The organism is Amycolatopsis echigonensis (assembly GCF_002846615.1).
Taxonomy (GTDB): domain Bacteria; phylum Actinomycetota; class Actinomycetes; order Mycobacteriales; family Pseudonocardiaceae; genus Amycolatopsis; species Amycolatopsis echigonensis.
Map to the genome: position 1 here is coordinate 4004599 of NZ_PJMY01000003.1, position 20320 is coordinate 4024918.

Genomic DNA, 20320 nt, shown 5'->3' on the forward strand with positions numbered 1-20320 from the left:
AGAAGGAGGGAAGCGATGGACACCGATACCGCCACCATGTCACCGGAGACGGCTGCGTGCGGAGATGGTCGTCACATGGCCGGCACGGCGACCAGCCTAGACTGACGCGATGCAGACGACGGGCGAGGCCGGTGATCGGGTGTTTCTCACCGCATCCTCTGGTGTCGAGATTGACACTGTCGAGGACCTGCTTCGGCAAGCCGGACTCAGCCCTGTTCGCTGGGCGGATCTGCCGCCAGGGCCGCTCGGCCGGTCGCTGAGCGAGGTACTCGGTCGGTGCGTTGCGCTCATCGCCGTGTTGGCCGACGATGCAAGTCCGTCTCCGGGTCTGTTGGTAGACGTAGGCGCGGCGATCGGCCGGGATTTGCCGGTCATATTGATCACTACAAGTCCGCGGACTCGGACGAAGCTGCCGGCAGTTCTTCAAGAGTTGCCGGCGGTTAACCTCGGTGGCGACGAAAGGGCCATCGGCGACCGGATTGTTCAGACAATCAAAGCATATTCTGACACTCATGATGAGCCGCACCCCCTGACTCAATCGCCAGTGCGAGAGTGGGACAGTGAAGTCGAGCGACGAGTTGCGGCCAGTCTCCAACAAATTGGCATTCGAGTGGTCGGGCAGTTTCCGGCAAATAACAGGACCAGGGTCGACCTGGCGGCCTGGTTTCCTGACATCGGCGCGCAACTAAATCCTCTCCTCGTCGAGGTCGCCGCTCGGCGCCCCAACCTGCAGCAACGGCGGGAGGCTCTGCGGCGCTACTTGCACGACGCTCAGACCTTTATTGGCGTGTTGGTGACAGTAGAACCCAATGAGCCAACCTGGGAATTCGCGGAGGGCACCGCTATTGTCACGCTAGGCGTCGATTTCCTCGAAGATATTGAGGTTGGCGCCTTGGCTCGCTTGTTAATGGACGGTCGCAACCAACTATTTCATCAGTCGTGATGTCAGCCTACGATCTTGCTCGCATCCAGCGCGAGATTGCCGACCTCCCCAAACCTAGTACGAATACAACAACCAAGGGCAAGAAGCTCCAGAATTTGGTGCACTATATGCTCGACGGCGTTGATGGGGCAACTGTTGTTCGAAGTAACGTGTACAATGCAGCACAGAGCGAAGAAAAGGACCTATGGTTCCGACACCGGCCGTACGTGTCCGGTCTCCCGTTTGCGGACTTTCTTGTTCCGGTAGAATGCAAGAACGAGGATGAGCCGGTTTCAGCAGACGAAATAACTAGATTTGAAGCCAAGATTCGCAATAGCGGAGGCTCGGACGGTCTTCTTGTCGCCCGTGGAGGACTCGCGGGGACATCGGAATTTAGGGCGGCTCACGAGGCTATCCACAGCGCACTCTCGCGACAAATTCGAATCGTGGTCATTACCGTCGATGATCTGACTCGCACACTCTCTCCGGACGCCTTCGTTGACCTACTCGTCGACCGTCACACCGAACTTCGGGTGCTTCAGACCTACAGAAGCATATAGTGGCGGATTCGGCAACTCGGCTGGGCGGTCAGGAGATCAATGTGCTCCATCGCGTGTGATCTGGTGCTCGCGTGTCCCGCGCAGCCCATATGGCGATGGGACCGCGAACGAAAAGCCGCTGACGCGGCCCCCGTTTGTCAATTCACCATCCCTCGTCTTCTGCAGCATCCGGAAGTTCCCTGTCGAGCATTCCGAATGGAAGGCCGCGACTCTGGCCTGACTGTCTCACAAGCCAGTCATATGTTCGAACGACAACGCGTTGCTCTCGTTCGATTCTTTGACGCAATGCGTCTGGCGCGTCAGACATCTGCCCTCTGCCGACAATGATGAGACCGCGTGCATCTGGCCGTATTCCAGCCAGTCCGAGTCCATTCTCGCGCACACTCCGACGAGCGTAGTCCAAGTTGTCCGTCAGCCAGTTGCGCCAGTCTGCGATCTGCTGTTGGGCTTTACGTACCTCCTTAGCTGCTTGCCCATCATTAATCGTCAGTTTCGCGTTCGGGCGCTCAAGTTCAACCAAAGTCCATTGAATTCCCGCCGAGGTGTATCCGGCGACTAGAAAGTCGGCAACGTACTTGTGGAATGAGACCTGTGGGACAACATAGGCGCCGCCGTGGCCGGTGACGAGGTACGCAAGTATCTCCGGGTGACGTTCGAGAACAAGCTGCATCGGGCGCTCGTCTTGCGCGGTCTCCAGGGCGTCTATTAAGGCTAACCGGGCGGCCTTGCTGGGATCGCCGGAAACTTGCCATTGTTCGAGGTCTGCCAGATGACCGGGTCCGATCATTTGAGGGTTGGTGATTCGCGCCGCGGCGTGCTGCCGTGCTTTGTAGTGAGCTTCCTTGTAGACGCTGGGCTGCGTCACCCGTGCGACCATTTGGACTCGATGCGGTCGTGCGCGATAACCATATCCACCGCGGAAGTTCAACTGCCCGTCTGCGCTGATCGATGCCACTTCTCCGAGGCGGTCACCGTCTTTGGTAGCCACCTGGACGATGTCGCCCGGAGTTGGCTGCAAGAGGTCAAGCGAGTCGGCGGCACGGCGCGCATGGAAAACTTCGACCCAGGCGTCTGCCTCTTCACTGTCCTCAATGTCGCTGGGCGCCCTCGAACCGGTTTGCTCAGCCAGGTCTTCGATATATTCGATTGCGCCATCGGTAGCCGCATCTGGCGTCGGCAGTTCTAGCGCCCCGCGGAGGTGCCGACGGAGGATGGCCGCGGCAACCGGCCTGGGCGTCTTTTCGTTGACGGGCAAGTCCAGCCTGCGTGCAAGTCGGAGCTGTTCGGCCGTGGGCTGCGTCGCAAGGTTGCGCAGATTCATGACCACTTTTCGCCAGTCGGTCTCCGGCATGCGTACTCCCTCGGCTGGACAGGACGAGGTCTTTGAACCTCGTGAAGGTAGGCGTCGGTTAGCGTCGAGCGAGCTCCTGACCCTTGCGACGATGGTCGCGAGGGTCAGGAATTGGCTTGCGCGGCCAGCCGGCCAAGCAGGCCAGCCGTGCTGCCGACCAGGGCAACGGCGTCAGCGCGAGTCCACATGAAGTGCTCCGTAGTGCCCTGATCGTCGTGGGCGGCCCCGCTGAGCAGAGAAAAGGTGTCTTCGACGAGAAAGGCCCAGCGTTCGGGCAGGTCGCGATCGCGCGGGCTCTTGCTCCTGGCCTGTTGCACGATCTGAAGAGTGCCTCCTGCTTTCCGGACGAACTCCAGGGCCTTCCGCGTCTCGGCGAGAGCCTCCTCCACCCGATCATCCTGGATCAGCGCTCGTGCGTTACGCAGACGGCGAGCGGCGTTCGCATGCTCGGCGCTGCTGCTCAGCGGAACCAGTATCTCGATGTACGTAGCAGCGTCTACCCGTTCAAGTCCCTGTAGCCACTCGCCCGCGGAAAGTGCGAACGAGAGCTCTCCGTTCCCGCCGACCAACGTGGTCGGCTCACCATCCGTGCCGACGACATTCACCTGTAGCACAACCCAGATCGAATCCGCACCCAAGCGCAGTTCTTCAACGACGCGGAGCTGTTCGACGCTGATGAAGCCGGTGAGCCTGAACTCGGTCGCCACCTGAGCTGGGTTGACCATGTGACCAACGGCGAGCTGTGTCAGAAGGTGACGGTCCCGGCTCGGGTTCTGCCCCACGAGCATGGCGGCGGAGATCTGATAGGGGGAAGCGTCCTTGCGCTCTGCTGTTCGCCTGACGGTGAGGCTCAGTTCGATCTGTGCGCCGCCGATCGCAGGGAAGAGACGCAATGCCTGACGTGCCGGCTCGAACACGAGCGACTCGGTCGAGGTGACGGCGAGGTTGAGCGTCATGGGCCAGCCGTTCGTGTCAGTGGAAGCCAACCAGACAGTATGCACCTGGCCAGGTCCACGCGCGCTCACAATATGCGGCGTGTCACGGTGAACGGCGTAGTGGGCTCGTCCGAGCAGGTCGAATCACATCGCGTCTGTGTCCGCCATCGATCGCCAGTGGACGGGTATTGACGACTGCCGCGGCTATCTCACTGTCCATGACGCAACGATTACAGTGCGTGGTCGCGAGGCGGGGGCACCCGGTCGATTCAGGCCCGGTTGACCGTTCAGAGAGGCGCTCTGGCTGCTGCCGGACCTTCTCTCACCTGGATAACGAAGTCCGCCACCAGGCGCTTTGATCTTCAAATGTCACGCAGGGTGGCCTAGGGTAGCTGTTCGTGGATGGCGAGGGCGAGAGCGATGGCGGGGCCAGTGCAGCTGTAACGAGCCGCGAGCAGGACGCGGTCCGGATCCTGCTGCTGATCGACGGCGCCGCCGAGCCGTTGCCCGGTCCCATCGCTAATGATGATGCCCTCACGGACGCCGTAGGAGTGGTCGAGGGACAGACGCGGCTGCAGAAGCTGGACTTCTGGCTCCGCAGCCCTGACTACCTCGCCGACGAACTGCTCAACGACTACGAACGAAGCGGCGAAGCCAGGCTGCTCGACTTGGCCACCCAGATCTTGGACTCCGAAGAGCCCGAAGTCCGCCGTTATCCCATGCTCCGCCATCACTTCGGCGCCTACGAGCCGCTGGATGACGCTCTGGCCGTCCTGCGCAGTGCCGGACTGGTTGTGCGACGCCGCCGAGGTCAGGTCGGTCGTACTTCGCGTCACGACTACTACCTGCTCAACCGGGGCAGGGAAGTCGCCCAAACGGTCGTCGCCGAGGCTCCGCCGTTCCGCTATTACGTGGACCGGGTGCAGTTGGTGCTGGATCTGGCCGACGGAAGAGGAGGGAACGAGTTGAAGAAGCGCCAGTACCTCCAGGACGAGTACGCGACCACCGAACGTGGGACACGGATCGGCAGCATCAGCGCCCGCGCTCGTAGCCGACTTGCCCAACTCCGGGCTGTGGCACCCGCAGCTGACGAGGTCGGCGCATGACCGCGGCGGAATCGTCAAGCGCAGGGCATGCCGGCTCGCTCGTCGCACGGATCGCCTCCGCAGCGCACACGGCCGAGAGTGATGTTGTCGAGGTGTTCGCGACCTACGGCATCCCGTTGGCCTACCCGCCGGCACGGCCGCGGCACGTGCGTGTTCACCGTCTACGTGTCCACGGGGTTCGCGCGGGAACCGGGCATGACGGGCCGTTCGACCGCTCGTTCACCTTCGACAACGACTTCACGGCCTTAGTCGCGTCCAACCTGCGCGGCAAGACCAGCGTGCTGGAGATCATCACGTGGTGCCTACGGGGATCACCTCGTGACCGGTTGCAGGCCGACGTTCGCCGCTGGCTCGCGGGCGTCGAACTCGATGCCACTGTGGCCGGACAGGCGCTCGGGTTCCGACTTTCGCTCGACGAGGGCGAGCTGACCCGAGGGATCGTGCTCGCGGCGACCGACCTGGACACACTCGCCGAAAGCGACGCTGCCAGTCGTAGCGGAGTCTCGACGCTGATCGACGCTGGAGACACCGACGACTTCGCCGCTCAAGTCGCGACGTTGATGCTCGACCGCCTCGATTTGCAGCCCGTCGTCAACGCTGTCACCAAGGGCGCGCAGGTCGGCACGCAGACGCATGGGTGGCCAGCCTACTTCTCCGCGATCAACCTGCCGGCCGGCCCCGACAAGCCGCTGGTCGGCGAGCAGTCCATGGGCGGCCTGGCCGGTCGATTGCTGCAGGTGTTCCTCGACCTGCCGGCCGCGGCAGTTCTCACACGGGTGAAGGCTGCTCGGGATGTCCTGCAGGCCGAGGTCGCCGAAGAGCGAGAGCGAGTTCGACAGGCTGCCGAACAGCGTGCCGCGGATCGGACGCGAGTGCAGGAAGCGCTGACCGACGCTGAGGGCGAGCTCGCTCGACTTCAGCAGCAGGCGCCGGGGCCATCCCTGACGGACCTCGCCGACGCCGCGAACCAGCGTGCACACGAGGTCGCCGATGCTCAGGACGACTGGGACGAGCTCAACCGCGTCTACCGGGAAGTCCGACGCCAGCGGCAAGCGGACGAAAAGGCGCTCAACAACGTCAAAGAGAGCGAGATCGCGCGGCTGCTTTTCCACGGCTTGGACCCGAGCGCGTGCCCGCGGTGCGAGACGCCGATCACCACGGAACGCCGACAGGAGGAGCTCAACGTCCATCGCTGCGCGGTGTGTACGGCCGAAGTGGTGGGAGAGCCGGGAAACGATGAGGAGGTGGTGGCGGAAGCACAGGCGCGACTGGATGCAAGTCGCACCGCTGAACGCACGGCACGCGAAGAACTCGAAGCAGCCGAGTCGGCCCTGTCGCGGCTGACCGCGCAACTAGAAACGGCACAGGAGCGGCTGCGGACCGACAGCACCGCAGATACGGTGCGCGAGCGCATGAACGCCGAGCTTGAGGTTGCCCGTTGGAAGGGTGCCCTGGAAATGCTGCCGCAAGACGACGATGCGGACGGCGGTCAGGAGAACACCGTCCTGGCGGTGTTGGCCGCCGCGGACAAAGTGCTCGATCAGGAGAGCAAAGCTGCAGCAGCCGACCTGCTCGCCGAGCTGAACGCCGAGATCGCCGATCTGGGCCATCGATTCGGCATGACGGCACTGGAAAGAGTGGAGATTGATCGCGCTGCCCGACTAAAGGTGATCAAGGGCGGGGGCGCACAGTCGTTCTTCGGCAAGCAGAGCCCTGGTGAACAAGTACGTCTGCGAATCGCTGTCGTGATCGCATTGCTGCGCATCGGTGCCCGTCGCGGGATCTCGACCCATCCCGGCCTGATCTTGCTCGACAGCCCGAAGGCGGAGGAGGTCCAGGACCTCGACGCAGCGGCCCTGTTCACCGAACTGGCCGAGTTGGCTGCAAGCGACCATGTCCAGGTGCTGATCACAACGGCAGACTTCGACGTCAGCCAGTCTGCGCTCCCTACGGGCTGCATGGTGACGGCCGAGGAAGGTGCACCGCTGTGGTGATCCCACGTCCTTGGGAGCGACCTCCTGTCGTCGGGCGGTCGTGGTCGTGACCCGGCTGGCTGAACACCTTGTTGACACTGCGACGGCGGGAGCGATGCCCGCGCTCACCCAACTCGGGGCGGAGGCAGTCGCGCACGAGGCTGCCGACATTGCCGCCGGCCCGCTGGCCCCAATGCTGGCCCATGCCCTCGCCGCGGTCGTGGACACTGCGCCGGCCGAATGGCGCGCGGCGACCGCCAGCTTCATCGAAGGGTTGACCGGCCAAGAAAGTCTGCTCGCTCTCGTGAGCAGCCTGGACGAACTCCTTGCCAGCGCGAGCACGATCAAAACTCAGGGAGCGCAGCTGTCCAACGCGCTCTTGCGCGACCTCACACCGCTGATCCACGCCAACCCATTGCTGGCTGCCGGAAGGCTGGAAGGTGCGGTACGCCTCGCCGTCGCCGGGGCCACGCCACCCTTCGGAGTACTCAGCCACCTCACGACGCCACCCTCCACCGCGCCGGAGGAATTCACCGAGCGTCTCCCACGTCTGCTCGGCGCTGCCATCGATCGCTGGGCAAATGAGGACACGATCGCCGCCGCGTTGCGCGCCGCCCTGGACCAACTGCGCCACGACAGCACAGCGGGCGTGGACGCGGCCTTCGAGCTCGCGTGCTGGCGTCTACGATCCGCGCTCACCGCCGACACGCTGCCCGCAGCAATGGACGCGCTCACCGCCGCACGCTCCGAATTCGCCACCGTCGACGCCGCCGAGGAGGGCCGCCACGACGCCCAGGCGTACGCCGCAGCGTGCGACGCCCTACTCGCGTTCGCCGCGCAGGATCACGCCAGACTGGTCGACGCCAACGGCAGGCTCACCGCTGCACTGAACCAGCGCGACGCCTGGCTGAGTGGAATGAACGCACCAACGTGGCTGCAACCTCGGCGTGCTGCTGAACTCGCGTGGCGGCGACTCGTGCTCATTCTCAGCGCGGCTGCGGACCGACTGGCGGAAACCGTGTGGATGGACGTCTGGGACGCACTTGCAACGGTCCTCGATGCCTACACACAGGCACGCACCGCACGTCCACTACCGGGCTTGGACGCGGTGCCCGGACTTGCCGCCGTTGTCGAACCGACCATCGAGAACGCGATACTGCGGCAGCAGAGCCTCCTTGCTGCTCTACGACGTTCCGTGACGGAACTGTCCAAACTCGACACACCGCCCCTCGACACGACCACTGCCGAACTGCTCCTCAGCAGGATCGAGACCGCATCGACCGAAGCACGCGCAAGCCGTACCTCGCCTCGGCCAGCGCCTGACGAGGACGACGACGAGGACCCTCACCCGGCTGACTCGGCTCGGGTACACCGCCTTGCTCCTTCCATGGTTCACCTCCTCGGTGAACGCCAGGCAACAGACCTGGCCAACGGAATCGACGACGACAAGCTCCAGATGCTCGAAGGAATCGTGCACAGCACCGAACTCGCGCGGTCACGAACCGCGCATCCCGTGCTCGACCGCCTTCTGGAAAATCTGCTCCAGCAACTGACCGAGTCTCCCGACTTCGTCGGCGACATACGAGACACTTTCGGCCTGCTGCTGGAGCAGACCCTGCTCTTTCTCCTCAGCAGAGCCGATCTCACGACCAAGACATGGGGCCTACACAAGAAGGACAACGACTACCGTCGAGTGCTCAAAGACGGCGACACCCGCCCCTTGGAAGCGAACCTCCAGCAGGACTTCCACCAATGGCTTCAAACTGGCCCGCTTAGTGGGCTGGTCACCGTGGAACGCATCGACATCGCCTTGGGCCGCGCGGACGTCATCGTGACCTTTGGAACGATCCGCTACACCACCGAAATCAAACGCGAACTCACCGACCCCACGCCGGAAAGCCTTGAGGAGAACTACCTCCACCAAGCAGCCGAGTACGGGAACACGAACGTACCGTTCGGCCAGCTCCTGGTACTCGACTTGACACCGCACCCCGACGGCACGCCGAGGCTCGACGAGTCGGTATGGCTCGCCCGGCATCGTCCGCCCGGCGCAACGAAAGACCGCATGGTCGTGGTCGGCGTGGTGGTCGGCAACCGCCTCACACCCAGCGATCTGTCCTCGTAGCGCGGGCATCCAAACGAGCAGCCGGGGTCAGGTCAGAATGGAGGCTGGCCGCGAAGAAAGCCGCCGGGGCGGTCCAATCCTCCGGTTCGGAGATGGATCCCGGACTATCTACCGTTAAATCGTAGAAGTGGGCAGCCGTGGAGCTCCTCCCAATCCCTAGAGTAGTTCGAGCTGATGAACGTCGAGCTACTCGTTCGGGTTAGCATTTGAATCTAGGACGTCTTTTGTATCTAATGAACTGGAATCAAGTTCGTTTCTAGTTGTAACCAGCCGCTTAGCTAGTTCTGGCGCTACACTGGCAAGCCCAGACAGGTCGGCACGCGACTGCAGCAGCTGAGACCACATCACGGCTCGTCCTCGCTCCAAAATTTCAAGCGCATCATTGGCGCAACCCCCAGACAGTAGCAGTCCTGCGGCGGAACTGGCCATTCCTCTGCTCACTTTGAGAGCCTGTTGACTGCTCGCGCGATCGAGGCCACGCCACGCGAACCGAGGAAGAAGCTCGACGGCAACTTGATACGCATTGACTCCGACCTCCCAGTTCGTGCTTATGGAACTCTTCCCGACGGAAGAGACCAGATCACCTAGTGCCCGTGCCGCCTGAAAAAGATCCTCACTCGGAGCGCTCTTCAGGGTCATAGCTTTCTGTAGCGTGTCGATCACATCTTGAGTGGTGATCGACAGCCGGTTCACCTTAACGCATTCGAACTTTATTGAAGCCATTCGCAACAACGCTTGAGTCATTTGTGGGTCGCCCGCCGGGATATGGTCAATCAACTGTTCGGCCAAGGCGTAAGACAGGTCGAGGTCATCCAAATCTGAGGTGCGTCCATAGCGCTCGATCAGCGCCCAGCAGAGGTTCGACAGGCAGGTTACACGTTGATAGTCACCTACGGTGGTAGCAGACAGCGCCTCGTGATATGCGTTAATAGACGTATTAAGGTATTCAAGATCTCCCGTAGCGGCGAACTGCGCCGTGAGAGCATTTCCATATCGGACCAAAACTGATGCCCGGACTGGATGATTCGCGGGAAACGATCGAGAGGCAGCACTTCCCAGCATCACTGCTTCGTCGAGATCGTCCTGCTTGGCCGTGGACAGATATCGCTCATGCAAGGCGCCCCCAAGCACGGACGTGCAGAACAGACGTCTCACGTACTCATTCTGCGCCGCCTTCACGGCGTCTCGGTACCACTGGACCGCTTCGTTGATATCTTCAAGGCTTTTCGTATAGTGAGACCTAACAAGGAGAGATGTCCCGAGATTCATGCGAAAGACAGAAGCATCTCTATGTCCTTTTGGTTCGACGCTCAAGGCCCGCCTGCCCAGCGCGATGGATTCGTCCAGAATATTCATGGCTCCGACATGGTCAAACTTCGTGCGAAGGGCACCCGCAAGATTGGAAAGAAGTCCAGCTAAGAATGGGTGCCCATCGGGAAGAGTTGCCAAGGCGTTCCGCGCGGCAGCTATCGAGTCGTCGATATCTTCCGGTCTACCCGTGCGCTCGAAGCGCATCCTAAGTGCGTTACCCAGCCGGGAAAAGGCATTAGAAAGAACATGTCGGCTGCAATCGCCAACCGCTGCGACGGTCTTGCGAAGCAGTTCTATCGCTATGTCTAGATCTCGCGGCCTGTGCTCGAAGTCGAGTGCTTTCAGTAGCATCAAAGCATGCTCATTCCACCATGCTGGGCCATAGCCTTTTGACGGGTCGCGGGTGATCAACGGTCGAAGTTGCACCGTCACCAACAAAGGATCGAGACGACTCAAGACCCTGAATCCATCGATAGCCATACGTAGATGGGCGAGTCGCAGTATTTCATCTTCCCCGATGACCTTGAATCGGCACCAATGGAACCATGTCACCACCTGCACGACAGTGGGCATCCCTGTGCTTGGAAGCTCGCCGGCTGCGGCAACTAGTGCATCAACCGCAGCCAAGGCGCCATCGGCGGCGATTCCCGATCTGGCCCTTTCGCTGACAAATCGATTGATTGGTTTACGTGCAGCTGCGAGAAGTTCAGCTAAACCTTGGTCGTCGTCCAGCCAACGTATTGCGCGTTCCGAGTCAGGAAGGTCGAAACTAATTACATCATGCATGCGGCCGTCCGGCTCAACGCCCTTCATCTTGATGAGAACCGTGTACCAGCGCAGTGCATCCCACAAGTGATCCATCGCCTGGCGCTCCGATGCCTCATCTAAAGGCAGCAATGTATACCGAAACCAGTAAACGTTAAAAAGTGTTCCAGCTACTTCAAATGGAACGTGATTCGGCCATGCTTGCTGGCCGAGATTTTCCAGCTCTTCAGCTTCCACCACGATGTGCGGGTCCAAGATCCCGGATGGGTCGTAGCGATCAGTGTAAGCCTGCACCCGCTCATGAACGGCATGCAGCAGACGCAGGGCCGCGCTTTCTACTTGTGCGGTCATACCGACCTCCCGAATGCCGAACGCGGTCGACCACCTGGTCCCACTCGTCCGCCAGTCACATCCGATCCCTTCCAGCGTTCGGCCCAAGGTCAGACATCGATGCTTCGTCAGCTTCGACCGAGTAGGCGGCTGCTGACGCTAGATCGAGAACCCTTCTGATCTCGTCTAGTCGCGCCGCTAAGGTCGGGGTAACCCTTGCCAAGTCAGACAGATCAGTGCGGATATGCAACAAGCTCAACCACAGAACTGAACGCCCTTGATCCAGCAATTCAACGGCTCGCCCCACCTCGCCCACATTGAGCGCGGACGCTGCCGCATCGGCGGCCAACCCTGCAGCGTTGGACAGGTGATACTCGCGCGTCACTCGGTCGAGTCCGTGCCAAGTAGCTGACGGCAAGATCGAAACAGCTGCACTGAGAGCTTCTGCAGCCGACGTGTCGTCTCCTTTTTCAGCGGCGAGTGCACCCCACGCGCGGGCAGCGGTGATCCTGACTACCGGAACTCCTGCAGCAACGCTTGCAGCGTGCCGCAATGACTCAATCGCATCGGTATGGTCAGCGTGGTCGCCGCCCAGCTCAAACCGTTCCCGAAGAGCAGCTCCGAGGTTGAATAGGCGAGCGCTGAGACTGGGATGCTCTGGCGACGTGGTGCTAACTGCCAGCTTGCACGCCTCGACAGCCTCGTTCAATTCCGCTGGGCTCTGTGTCCGGCGGGCACGCTGGCGCAGCATATTACCGAGGTTTGACTTGTATGAGGCAAAGTTGGGATGTTCTGGGCCAACAGCTGTAGCCACTTTTCGAATGATATCGACTGCCTCATCCAGGTCTGCTTCCATGCCTGTCTGTTCGTATCGACGAAACAGAACGAGACTGAGGTTGCACTGATAGTCCAGATGATCACGAGCCTTCGAAGTTGACGCGATCTCGACTGCGTGCCGTGCCGCGCGTATTGCGTCGTTTAGATCTTCTAGTTGACCAGCTCGTTCAAACCTGAGCCGCAATGCGTTGACTAGATTTGACAGGTGCAAGGCGCGGGAGTTAGTGCTGCCAGTATTCGCTTTAACTGCTTTAACTGCAGCCTCAATCGCGTCGTCGAGATCGCTCCGTTGTCCAGCTTGGAGGAACCTGAGCTGCAAGACGCTACCGAGGTTAGATAGACACGTAGCGTAACTCGGATGATCGGCAGGCAAGGTATCTACGGCGACGCGACCGAAGTGGATGGCATCCTCCAAGTCACTCAGGTTGCCGGTCCGCCTGAATCGGACCTGGAAGGCGTTGCCAAGGTTGGAGAGGATTGGTGCACGGGAGGGGGCGCCGGCCGGGAGGGCATCGAGGGCTAACTGATACTGCTCGATGGCATCCGCCAGCTCGCTGACGTCACCAGTCAGCTTGTAGGTGCCTAGCGCGTCGTTGCCGGTCTTGACGAGGGCCGCTGCTGTGTCCATAACGTTATCGTCCATGGCGTGCTGGAGCGCGATCCTGACCTCCGGGGCTACGAGTTCGGATCGGTTGGATACGTCCAATAGGGTGACAAGTTCGAGCGACTTCTGAAGATCATATTGGTTGGCTGGATGAGGCAGCAGCTGGTAGCGCGTCAGATGCACGAGCAGAAGCAGCGGGATGACTTCGATGTCTGCAAGGTTGCCTTCAAGGACGATTGCCGCGAGATCCGCGGATTGAACAGTGACAGCGTCGTCGAGAAGGCCGGCGGCGTCACCGGTCTCGAAGTATCGTTGGACACGGGCGAAGATGTCGGCGATGAGCTGACTGTTCATAGGTCGCTCCGATGGCTGCGCCAGCGTGTCGAGCCACAGTTGTAGCTCGTTCGAGAAGACAGTAGCTGCCGCTCCGCGCCACGCTGAACCAGCAGCTTGGGGTGACGTCGCCATTCCCCCTCCGGGCTGCCCTACCCCCGCGCTCCGCCGGTGCCAACATCCGCTGACCAACACCATGAGTAGGTTCGAGCACCTCGCGGGGCACATGGTCAAACGTGTGTTCGACCGTATGCTCCAGGGGCGCTAACGGCGCTCGTTGCGAGCACCATGGGAGACACTGGCAGTTGAGCACATGGTCTGCGTTGCACAGGAGGTACTGGTGTCTGAGGTCGTGCCGCTGGATCCCTACGCTGCTGTCAGGGCACGTGTCGACCGATTCGCCAGCCTCCAGGACGACGCCATCGTTCTAGATCCGTCGGCGGTGGCCGAGGCCGACCGTCTAGAAAATCTAGCTATATCAATTGAGGGAGCCGAAGTTCGTGTCGATCTGGGTGCCCTTCACGTTGCTGCATGGCTTCACTGGTACCGCTATACATGCCTTCCTTTCGGCGAAGACGCCGAAGATTTAGAACGCGCTCGTTCTCTCTTTTCGTTTGTTCGTCGTCAACGTTCTCATCGCATCCCGCAGCAGGTCATCGAACTTCTTGATCGCGAACCTCCACTAAGTAACGAGGAAAAATCTGAGATATGGTACGCTTCTGCAAAAGGTTTCCACTCGCAATACGTCGCTACCGGTAACCGGGAGGCGTTTGAACGGGCGATTAACCTTTTCAGGCGCGCATCGCGAGCCATCAACTCGAAAGAACAGCTTAAACTGATCGCCATTTCCGACCTTGCCGGAGCGTTACGAGATGGATTTCATAGAACTGGTAACATGTCGTTTCTTAACCAAGCAATCGATGCCTATCGGGTCACTGTTGACTTGACATCCCGCAGCGATCCCGATCGAGTTCTCGCACTCTCCAATCTGAGTACAGCGTTGCAGATCAGATTTGACCAATCTCAGGACTTGAGCGACATCAATGAAGCCGTTAAGGTCAGCCAGGATGAAGCTGTGCGCGAATTCGCCACAAATGATGGTCGCGCTAAGCATCTGGCGGGCCTCATGACGGCATTGCATCGACGCTCCAAGCGCACGATGTCGAACAGTGACCTGGATGAGGCCATCGAGGCTGGGCGTCAAGCAGTCAGATTTACATCTTCCACTGACACCGCGTTGCCTGGACGCCAGTCTAACCTTGGAGGCTGCCTCAAGCTTCGCTTCGAACGGACAAAGAGCAGCCAAGATCTCGATGAGGCGATAGACCTCGGTCGCGCTGCCGTATTGGCTACACGGGACGGACGTGCAGGCCGGGATGTGTTCCTTGGAAACTTGGCAGCCCTCCTCTTCGCGCGGTTCAAGAATTCGGATTCCTTGGAGGATCTAGACGAGGCTATCGATTTGTTCTCTGATCGTGTCGCCAATGGATCAACTCGTGGTTCCTCATCGCTAGCTGCCATCGAGGAATTGGTGAGAGCGCTTCGAACTCGATTCTCCCACGGGGGCAATCGGAGTGATATCGACCACGCAATTGAGCTGTTGCAGAAGTCTGTCGCAGAAGCAGGAGAAAAACATCCCCAATTTGCGCTTGGGGTCAGCCTCCTCGGGGATGCTCTATATGAACGATTCGAACGCTACGGCGCCGAATCTGATCTCAACAAATCGATACAGGCCAGCCAGCAAGCTGTGACACACACGGCAGTTGAGGATCTTGCAAGAGGCGACCGACTAACTTCCTTAGCTGTCGCCCTACGGGAATGTGGCGACCGAGCTAGAGATCGAGCAGATCTTGACCGCGCAATCGAGGTTGCGCAGGAGGCCATCGCCGCCACAAGCAACGTTGACCAACGCGTAATGCAGTTATCTATTCAGGCTTCAGTCTTTGCTTCGCGATTCCAACTCGACGGGGAGGTGGCAGACTTAGATACGGCGGTAAAACTCAATCGCGAGGCTGCCCTAATTTGCTCACCTAGTCATAGCGCACGCTCGGGTATCTTGTCCAACCTTGGAGTCGCCTTAAAGGCGCGGTTCGATCGGCTAGGTGACCTGGCCGATCTCGATCAGGCTGTCGAGTACTGTCGTCAGGCTGTCATTGCTGATAAGGCGGAGCCTGTGAATCTGGCGAACCTGGGCGCAGTTCTTCACCTACGTTTCAGCCATCTCGGTGAACGTTTGGATCTAAATGATTCGATAGAGGCAAGTCGCGAGGCCGCTCTTGCCACACCGTCGGACCATCCGACATATGGAAGGTTCCTTCTCAATCTCGCCAGTGGGCTAAATCGACGATTCGATGAGCTAAACGATATCGAGGACTTAAATGCTGCGATCGAGGCGTGTCGTAGTGCCCTATCTGCGCCAATCGGGACGGTCGAGCGAGTCGGAGCTCTTTCCACTCTTGCAAGCACCCTGGCGGAGCGGTTTGAAATTGGTGATAACGTAGCGGATCTCGACGAAGCGATTAAGATTGGAAGAGATTCGGTTGCCATACCCTGCGGTCCCGATCTGCACTCCCTCGCCCTGTCGCGACTTAGTCACATAATGCGGTTGCGATGGGAACAAAGCGAAGAATCGAGTTTGCTTGATGACGCAGTTGAATTAGCTCGACAGGCGGTCTCCGCCATACCAGACGGTCACCCTGAGCGCTGCCTAATGTTTATGTCAAGCAGCGGTAGCCGTGGTGTGTCGGTAGTCGGCCTGGTAAGGCTGGCGGGTGCGCAGGAGCGCGTAGAGGACGTTGATGCGTCGTCGGGCCAGCGCGATCAGTGCCTGGTGATGGCGCTTCCCTTCGGCGCGTTTGCGCTGGTAGAAAGCTTTGCTGAGTGGGTCGGTGCGGATCGCGCAGAACGCGGACTGGTAGAAGATGAACTTCAGGTGTTTGCTGCCGGCGGTGGCTCGCCGCAGGTAGTTCATCTTCCCGGACTGCTGCAGGACCGGCGCGAGGCCGGCGGCCGAAGCGAGCTGATCGGCGCTGGCGAAGCGGTCCAGGTTTCCTGCCTCCGCGAGGAATTCCGCGGTCAGGGTGGCCCCCATCCCCGGCAGGCTTCGGACGAGGGCCGCGTCAGGGTGGCGGTCGAGCCCGTCGGCGATCTGGTTCTCCAGTTCGCCGATGCGGTGCCGGGCCGCGATCGCGTCGGTGGCGAACTCGCGGGCGAACTCGGCCATGCGCTTCTGCCCGGGAACGATCACATGCTGGGCCTGAGCGGCCGCAATCGCCTTGCCTGCCAAGGGTTCGGCATAGCTGCGGCGGACGCCCGCGGCCAGCATGTGATCGATCAGGCCGTCGCGTCCGGCTTCGCGGACCTCTTCCGGTGTGACGAAGCGGACCAGAAGCCGCAGGTCGCTGAGGTTGGTCACGTCCACGACGCGTTCCAGGCCGGGGAAGAACCCGGCCAGGGTTTCGCGCAGCCGGTTGAGGCGGCGGGTCTGATCGATGACGAGTTCACGGCGTCGGGAGACCAGCATCCGCAGGTCGAGGGTGATGTCGTCCTCGGCGGTGACGATGCGCCAGTCGTCGCGCAGGCGCAGCTGGTCGGCGATGGTGGCCGCGTCGCGGGGATCGGATTTGGCTTCGCCGCCCTTGCTGGCGCGGCGGGCTCGGTTGACCACCAGGCCCGGGACGTGGACCAGGCGGACACCTGCCTCCAGCAGCATGGCGGTCAGCAAGCTGGCCACTCCGCCCATCAGGTCGATCGCGGCGGTGAGCTCGCCGTGCTCGGCTTCGGCCTGGCGCAGCTGGGCGATCAGGGCGTCGATGCTGTCCGGGTCGTTGTCGACGCGCCGGGAGAGCAGGACTTTCCCGGTCTCGGCGGCGACGATCGCGACCCAGTGGAACTCCTTGGCGACATCGATGCCTGCTTTTACTGCCATCGAACCTCCGGTCGATCACACGGTGTGGTGCGTCCCGATTCCGCCGTCAACGCCCTACATAGCGATGGTTCGCAGTGCCTAATCAGCGGTCAGAACCAGGTGGTGGAGCGGGCGGCACAGCACTCTGAACCATCACCGGCAGCAGGCATGAAAGCCATACCCGCTCCACCTGCATCCGCCGATCCTCGCGGACCGCGGACATCCCTGAAAGGTAGGGCGGCATGTATCTCTTCAACCTTGGTAACACGCTGCGAGCACGTTTCATAGCCAATCAGTCAAACGCTGACGTCGATGAAATCGAATCATGTTGGAAAGCGGCCATTGAATCTGCGGAGAGTCGCGTAGATATAAGAATTCGTGCCGCCAGCGAGTATGGGGCGCTAGTTAGCTGGATCGGACGGACGGGTGAAGCGGCTCGCGCTTTCGAAACGGCCGTTGGACTGCTTCCGTTGCTGACCTGGCGGGGCCTGCATCGAACGGTCCGCGAGGAGCGACTCGCCGAGTGGTCGAGTTTAACTCGGGACAGCGCGGCAGCTGCGCTAAAGGTTGAACGACTGCAGACATCGGTTCAACTTCTTGAGCAAGGTCGATCGGTGTTATGGGGTCAGCTCCTGCAGTTACGAGGCGACCTTTCGGCACTCCGTGATGGCGTTCCCGAGCTGTACGCTCGCTTGGTCGCTGTCCGTGAGGAGCTCGATTCATATGAGTTCGAAGTCTCGACGCTGACTTCGACGCCTACAGAACCACGTCGGATATGACCCCTTTCGCTCGTTGGGGGCGGGCAGCCAGACCCGGCTCAGCAGCTAGACTGGAGGCGCTTCCGACCAGTCAGGATGGTGAGTTCACGTGTCGTCTGACCTGTCAGCTGACTCCTCACAACTAGTTGATCGCCGGATGGCCCTGGCGCGGGAGTGGGACGAGCTGGTGGATCAAGTTCGGCAGATCCCCGGGTTCGAGGATTTTCTCAGGGCTCCACGCCTGGAGGCATTGCTCCCCGCAGCGCGATGCGGACCCGTAGTCGTGGTGAACGTCAGCCGGTACCGCTGCGACGCGATCATCGTCACGACTGAGGGCGTCGAAGTCGAGGAATTAGCGGACCTGACGGCTGCAGACGTCGAGCAACGTACCGGTGACTACTTGCGGGTGCTTCAAGTCGCTGAGCAGGCCGTGTGGGAATTGTTCGACGCTCGACGTCAGTTCGATGACGGTGATCGCTCCCCGGCATCGATCAGGCGCTACACTGCAGCGAAACATGCCTACATCAAGACCCAAGGAGAAATGGAAGCCGAGCTCGGGGCGGTCGCAGAATGGTTGTGGGACTGCATCGCCGATCCAGTCTTAACTAAGCTAGGCTTCGCGGATACGCCGCAGCCTGGACGGCCATTCCCCAGACTCTGGTGGTGTCCGACCGGACTCCTGAACCTGCTTCCATTGCACGCCGCTGGCTACCACGGTTCATCTGAACACCCACCTCGCACCGTCCTTGACCGAGTGGTGTCCTCTTACACGCCGACATTGCGCGCGTTACTAGACGCCTCACGAGCGACTGACGTCCCTCCGGACGATCAACGCATGTTGATCGTCGCAGTACATGACGTCGCAGACCAGGTTCCCCTTCAGGCGGTGGCCGGGGAGCGAGACCTTCTGACTAGGCTCTTCACTGACCGCTACACCCTGCTTGAGAGTGATGCGGCGACATGGGAAAAGGTGCGGTCGGAACTACCGCGCCACTGTTGGGTACATTTCAGTTGCCATGGCGGCCAGGATTTGACTGATCCCTCGCGTGGGGGCCTCCTGCTTCACGATCGAACTCTCACTGTCGGAGATGTCAGTTCGGCTCAATACCACGGTGAGTTCGCATTTCTGTCAGCCTGCAAAACGGCCACTGGTGGCGTGACGCTAGCCGATGAGGTGATCACATTGGCTGCAGCGCTACACTACACCGGTTATCGGCATGTCATCGGCACGCTCTGGTCTGTCTATGACAACTCTGCTGGCGAGATCGCGGAAACCGTCTATTCCGAGCTCACCTCCAGCGGCGAGTTTTCACCCTCTCGCTCCGCATACGCGCTCCATACAGCCATCAAACGGCTCCGCGATGCCGACCACAGTCGCTTGAGCGCCTGGATGCCGTTCGCACACACCGGACCGTAGGCGACCTGCGCCCCGCCGACCCTTCAGCAGTCTTTCACTATTAGGAGTCCGATGGACAGCAGTGATACACCAAGTCCGATCGCAGAACCTCTGCCGTACGCGGAGGTGACTGACCCGACTTACGCAGAGGTCGCTGCACAGAACTTCACCGTGGAGGAAGTCGCACCTGACACTCACGTCCTCCGTGGCACCTGCCCGAGGTGCAACGCGGTCCTCGAAGTTCCACTGGTGGGCAACGTTTTCCACGGTATGCGCTCAATCCGCGATGTCCTGCGCAAGCGTCACACCAAGCCTAGTGCCGGTGATCGAGTTGAACCGGTGATCTGCACTTGTGAGGACGCGCACCCTAATCGACCCGAAGGTCGATCGGGATGCGGCGCCTACTGGACGCTCCTGTTGACTACGGAGGCCAAGTGAGCAGCGGACAAATCGCTCCAGGCCCACCGGCTACTCGCGACCACCTGCTTGCCGCCCAGGAACGCGACCGACTGCTACGCACCGAGCTTCCCCGCGTTCGAGCTGCCGCCACTGCTTGGCGCAATGCGCTCGCGGGGCTGCTCACCGCGCTCATCGGCTTCAGCCTCATTAAGGGCCGGGCGGACGTCACCATGCTTGCCGGGCCCTGGGCCGTGACGGTCGGTGTCCTCCTGCTCGCTGCACTCATCTGCGGCGCCATCGGTGCCTTGTCGTTGATTCGAGCCTCCAATGGCAGGCCGGCGGTGGCTGCGGTGAGCGGGTTGCTGGTACGCAGTGCCTCTGATCATGTCGAAGCACTCGCGTCTGCGAACGCGCTGCGTCGAGGTATTGCGCTGACCCTGGCTTGCTCCGTGCTGCTGGTCGCTGCAGTAGCTTCCACGTGGTACGGCCCTAGCGCCAAACCTGCTGCATTACAGGTCACGACATCCACCGTGGGATCGGTTTGCGGCACAGTCCTACGGGTGGATCGGGGAACCCTTCTGCTGAAGACTGACAGCGGAGAGGTCGTCGTGAACCTGACTGAGGCGTCGACGCTGCAGGCAGTTACGGCATGCCCGCCCAAATAGAGATCGCGTGGCCGTGGTCAGCGTGGCGGCTGGTAACCGCCTT

12 protein-coding genes are annotated in these 20320 nt (G+C 60.9%); 7 read left to right on the forward strand and 5 right to left on the reverse strand.

All coding sequences use genetic code 11. The features are described from left to right. Positions 1-109 precede the first annotated feature (109 nt). Together ATK30_RS44735 and ATK30_RS44740 are read left to right on the forward strand one after the other, a co-directional pair. Positions 110-943 carry a hypothetical protein gene (locus ATK30_RS44735; RefSeq protein ID WP_143271414.1) on the forward strand — a complete coding sequence of 278 codons (834 nt, stop codon included), beginning with the start codon at positions 110-112 and terminating at the stop codon, positions 941-943. Continuing rightward, complete coding sequence (locus tag ATK30_RS44740; RefSeq protein WP_143271415.1) at positions 943-1482, forward strand: hypothetical protein; 540 nt, start codon at positions 943-945, stop codon at positions 1480-1482. The genes ATK30_RS44735 and ATK30_RS44740 overlap by 1 nt, the downstream gene beginning before the upstream one ends. Positions 1483-1624: 142 nt before the next feature. Here ATK30_RS44740 and ATK30_RS24080 read toward each other — a convergent pair whose 3' ends face one another. Next, complete coding sequence (locus tag ATK30_RS24080) at positions 1625-2833, reverse strand: Shedu anti-phage system protein SduA domain-containing protein (RefSeq protein WP_101437544.1); 1209 nt, start codon at positions 2831-2833, stop codon at positions 1625-1627. A gap of 104 nt (positions 2834-2937) precedes the next feature. After that, positions 2938-3819: a hypothetical protein gene (locus tag ATK30_RS24085; protein WP_143271416.1), complete on the reverse strand. Its 882-nt coding sequence runs from the start codon at positions 3817-3819 to the stop codon at positions 2938-2940. Positions 3820-4166: 347 nt separating this feature from the next. On the opposite strand from ATK30_RS24085, the gene ATK30_RS24090 reads away from it, so the two are divergent. Genes ATK30_RS24090 through ATK30_RS24100 form a run of 3 tightly spaced genes read left to right on the forward strand, consistent with a single transcriptional unit; the run spans position 4167 to position 8972 of the window. Beyond that, positions 4167-4874 carry a hypothetical protein gene (locus ATK30_RS24090; protein ID WP_244194710.1) on the forward strand — a complete coding sequence of 236 codons (708 nt, stop codon included), beginning with the start codon at positions 4167-4169 and terminating at the stop codon, positions 4872-4874. Then, the gene (locus ATK30_RS24095; protein WP_101437546.1) at positions 4871-6868 is read left to right on the forward strand and encodes a hypothetical protein; all 1998 of its coding nucleotides are present in this window, start codon (positions 4871-4873) and stop codon (positions 6866-6868) included. The genes ATK30_RS24090 and ATK30_RS24095 overlap by 4 nt, the downstream gene beginning before the upstream one ends. A gap of 46 nt (positions 6869-6914) precedes the next feature. Next, the gene (locus ATK30_RS24100) at positions 6915-8972 is read left to right on the forward strand and encodes a serine/threonine-protein kinase (RefSeq protein WP_143271417.1); all 2058 of its coding nucleotides are present in this window, start codon (positions 6915-6917) and stop codon (positions 8970-8972) included. 186 nt (positions 8973-9158) lie between these two features. Here ATK30_RS24100 and ATK30_RS44515 read toward each other — a convergent pair whose 3' ends face one another. The 3 genes from ATK30_RS44515 to ATK30_RS24110 all read right to left on the reverse strand — a co-directional run bounded on the left by ATK30_RS44515 (position 9159) and on the right by ATK30_RS24110 (position 17080). Beyond that, complete coding sequence (locus ATK30_RS44515) at positions 9159-11399, reverse strand: tetratricopeptide repeat protein (protein ID WP_107503640.1); 2241 nt, start codon at positions 11397-11399, stop codon at positions 9159-9161. 55 nt (positions 11400-11454) lie between these two features. Then, positions 11455-13173 (reverse strand): tetratricopeptide repeat protein, encoded by a 1719-nt coding sequence (locus ATK30_RS44745; RefSeq protein WP_143271418.1) that lies wholly within the window; start codon positions 13171-13173, stop codon positions 11455-11457. 2698 nt (positions 13174-15871) lie between these two features. Beyond that, on the reverse strand, positions 15872-17080 hold the full coding sequence (locus ATK30_RS24110) for an IS110 family RNA-guided transposase (protein ID WP_101433892.1): 1209 nt from the start codon (positions 17078-17080) through the stop codon (positions 15872-15874). Between the two features lie 846 nt (positions 17081-17926). On the opposite strand from ATK30_RS24110, the gene ATK30_RS24115 reads away from it, so the two are divergent. Both ATK30_RS24115 and ATK30_RS44750 read left to right on the forward strand, forming a co-directional pair. Then, positions 17927-19234, forward strand: coding sequence for a CHAT domain-containing protein (locus ATK30_RS24115; protein WP_143271419.1), 1308 nt, complete (start codon positions 17927-17929; stop codon positions 19232-19234). A gap of 413 nt (positions 19235-19647) precedes the next feature. Beyond that, positions 19648-20277: a hypothetical protein gene (locus ATK30_RS44750; RefSeq protein ID WP_143271420.1), complete on the forward strand. Its 630-nt coding sequence runs from the start codon at positions 19648-19650 to the stop codon at positions 20275-20277. Positions 20278-20320: the final 43 nt, after the last annotated feature.

Coding starts and splice junctions, on each gene's coding strand:
- ATK30_RS24080 (WP_101437544.1), bottom strand. CDS start 2,833: ATGCCGGAGACCGACTGGCGAAAAGTGGTCATGAATCTGCGCAACCTT.
- ATK30_RS44735 (WP_143271414.1), top strand. CDS start 110: ATGCAGACGACGGGCGAGGCCGGTGATCGGGTGTTTCTCACCGCATCC.
- ATK30_RS24110 (WP_101433892.1), bottom strand. CDS start 17,080: ATGGCAGTAAAAGCAGGCATCGATGTCGCCAAGGAGTTCCACTGGGTC.
- ATK30_RS44745 (WP_143271418.1), bottom strand. CDS start 13,173: ATGAACAGTCAGCTCATCGCCGACATCTTCGCCCGTGTCCAACGATAC.
- ATK30_RS44740 (WP_143271415.1), top strand. CDS start 943: ATGTCAGCCTACGATCTTGCTCGCATCCAGCGCGAGATTGCCGACCTC.
- ATK30_RS24095 (WP_101437546.1), top strand. CDS start 4,871: ATGACCGCGGCGGAATCGTCAAGCGCAGGGCATGCCGGCTCGCTCGTC.
- ATK30_RS44515 (WP_107503640.1), bottom strand. CDS start 11,399: ATGACCGCACAAGTAGAAAGCGCGGCCCTGCGTCTGCTGCATGCCGTT.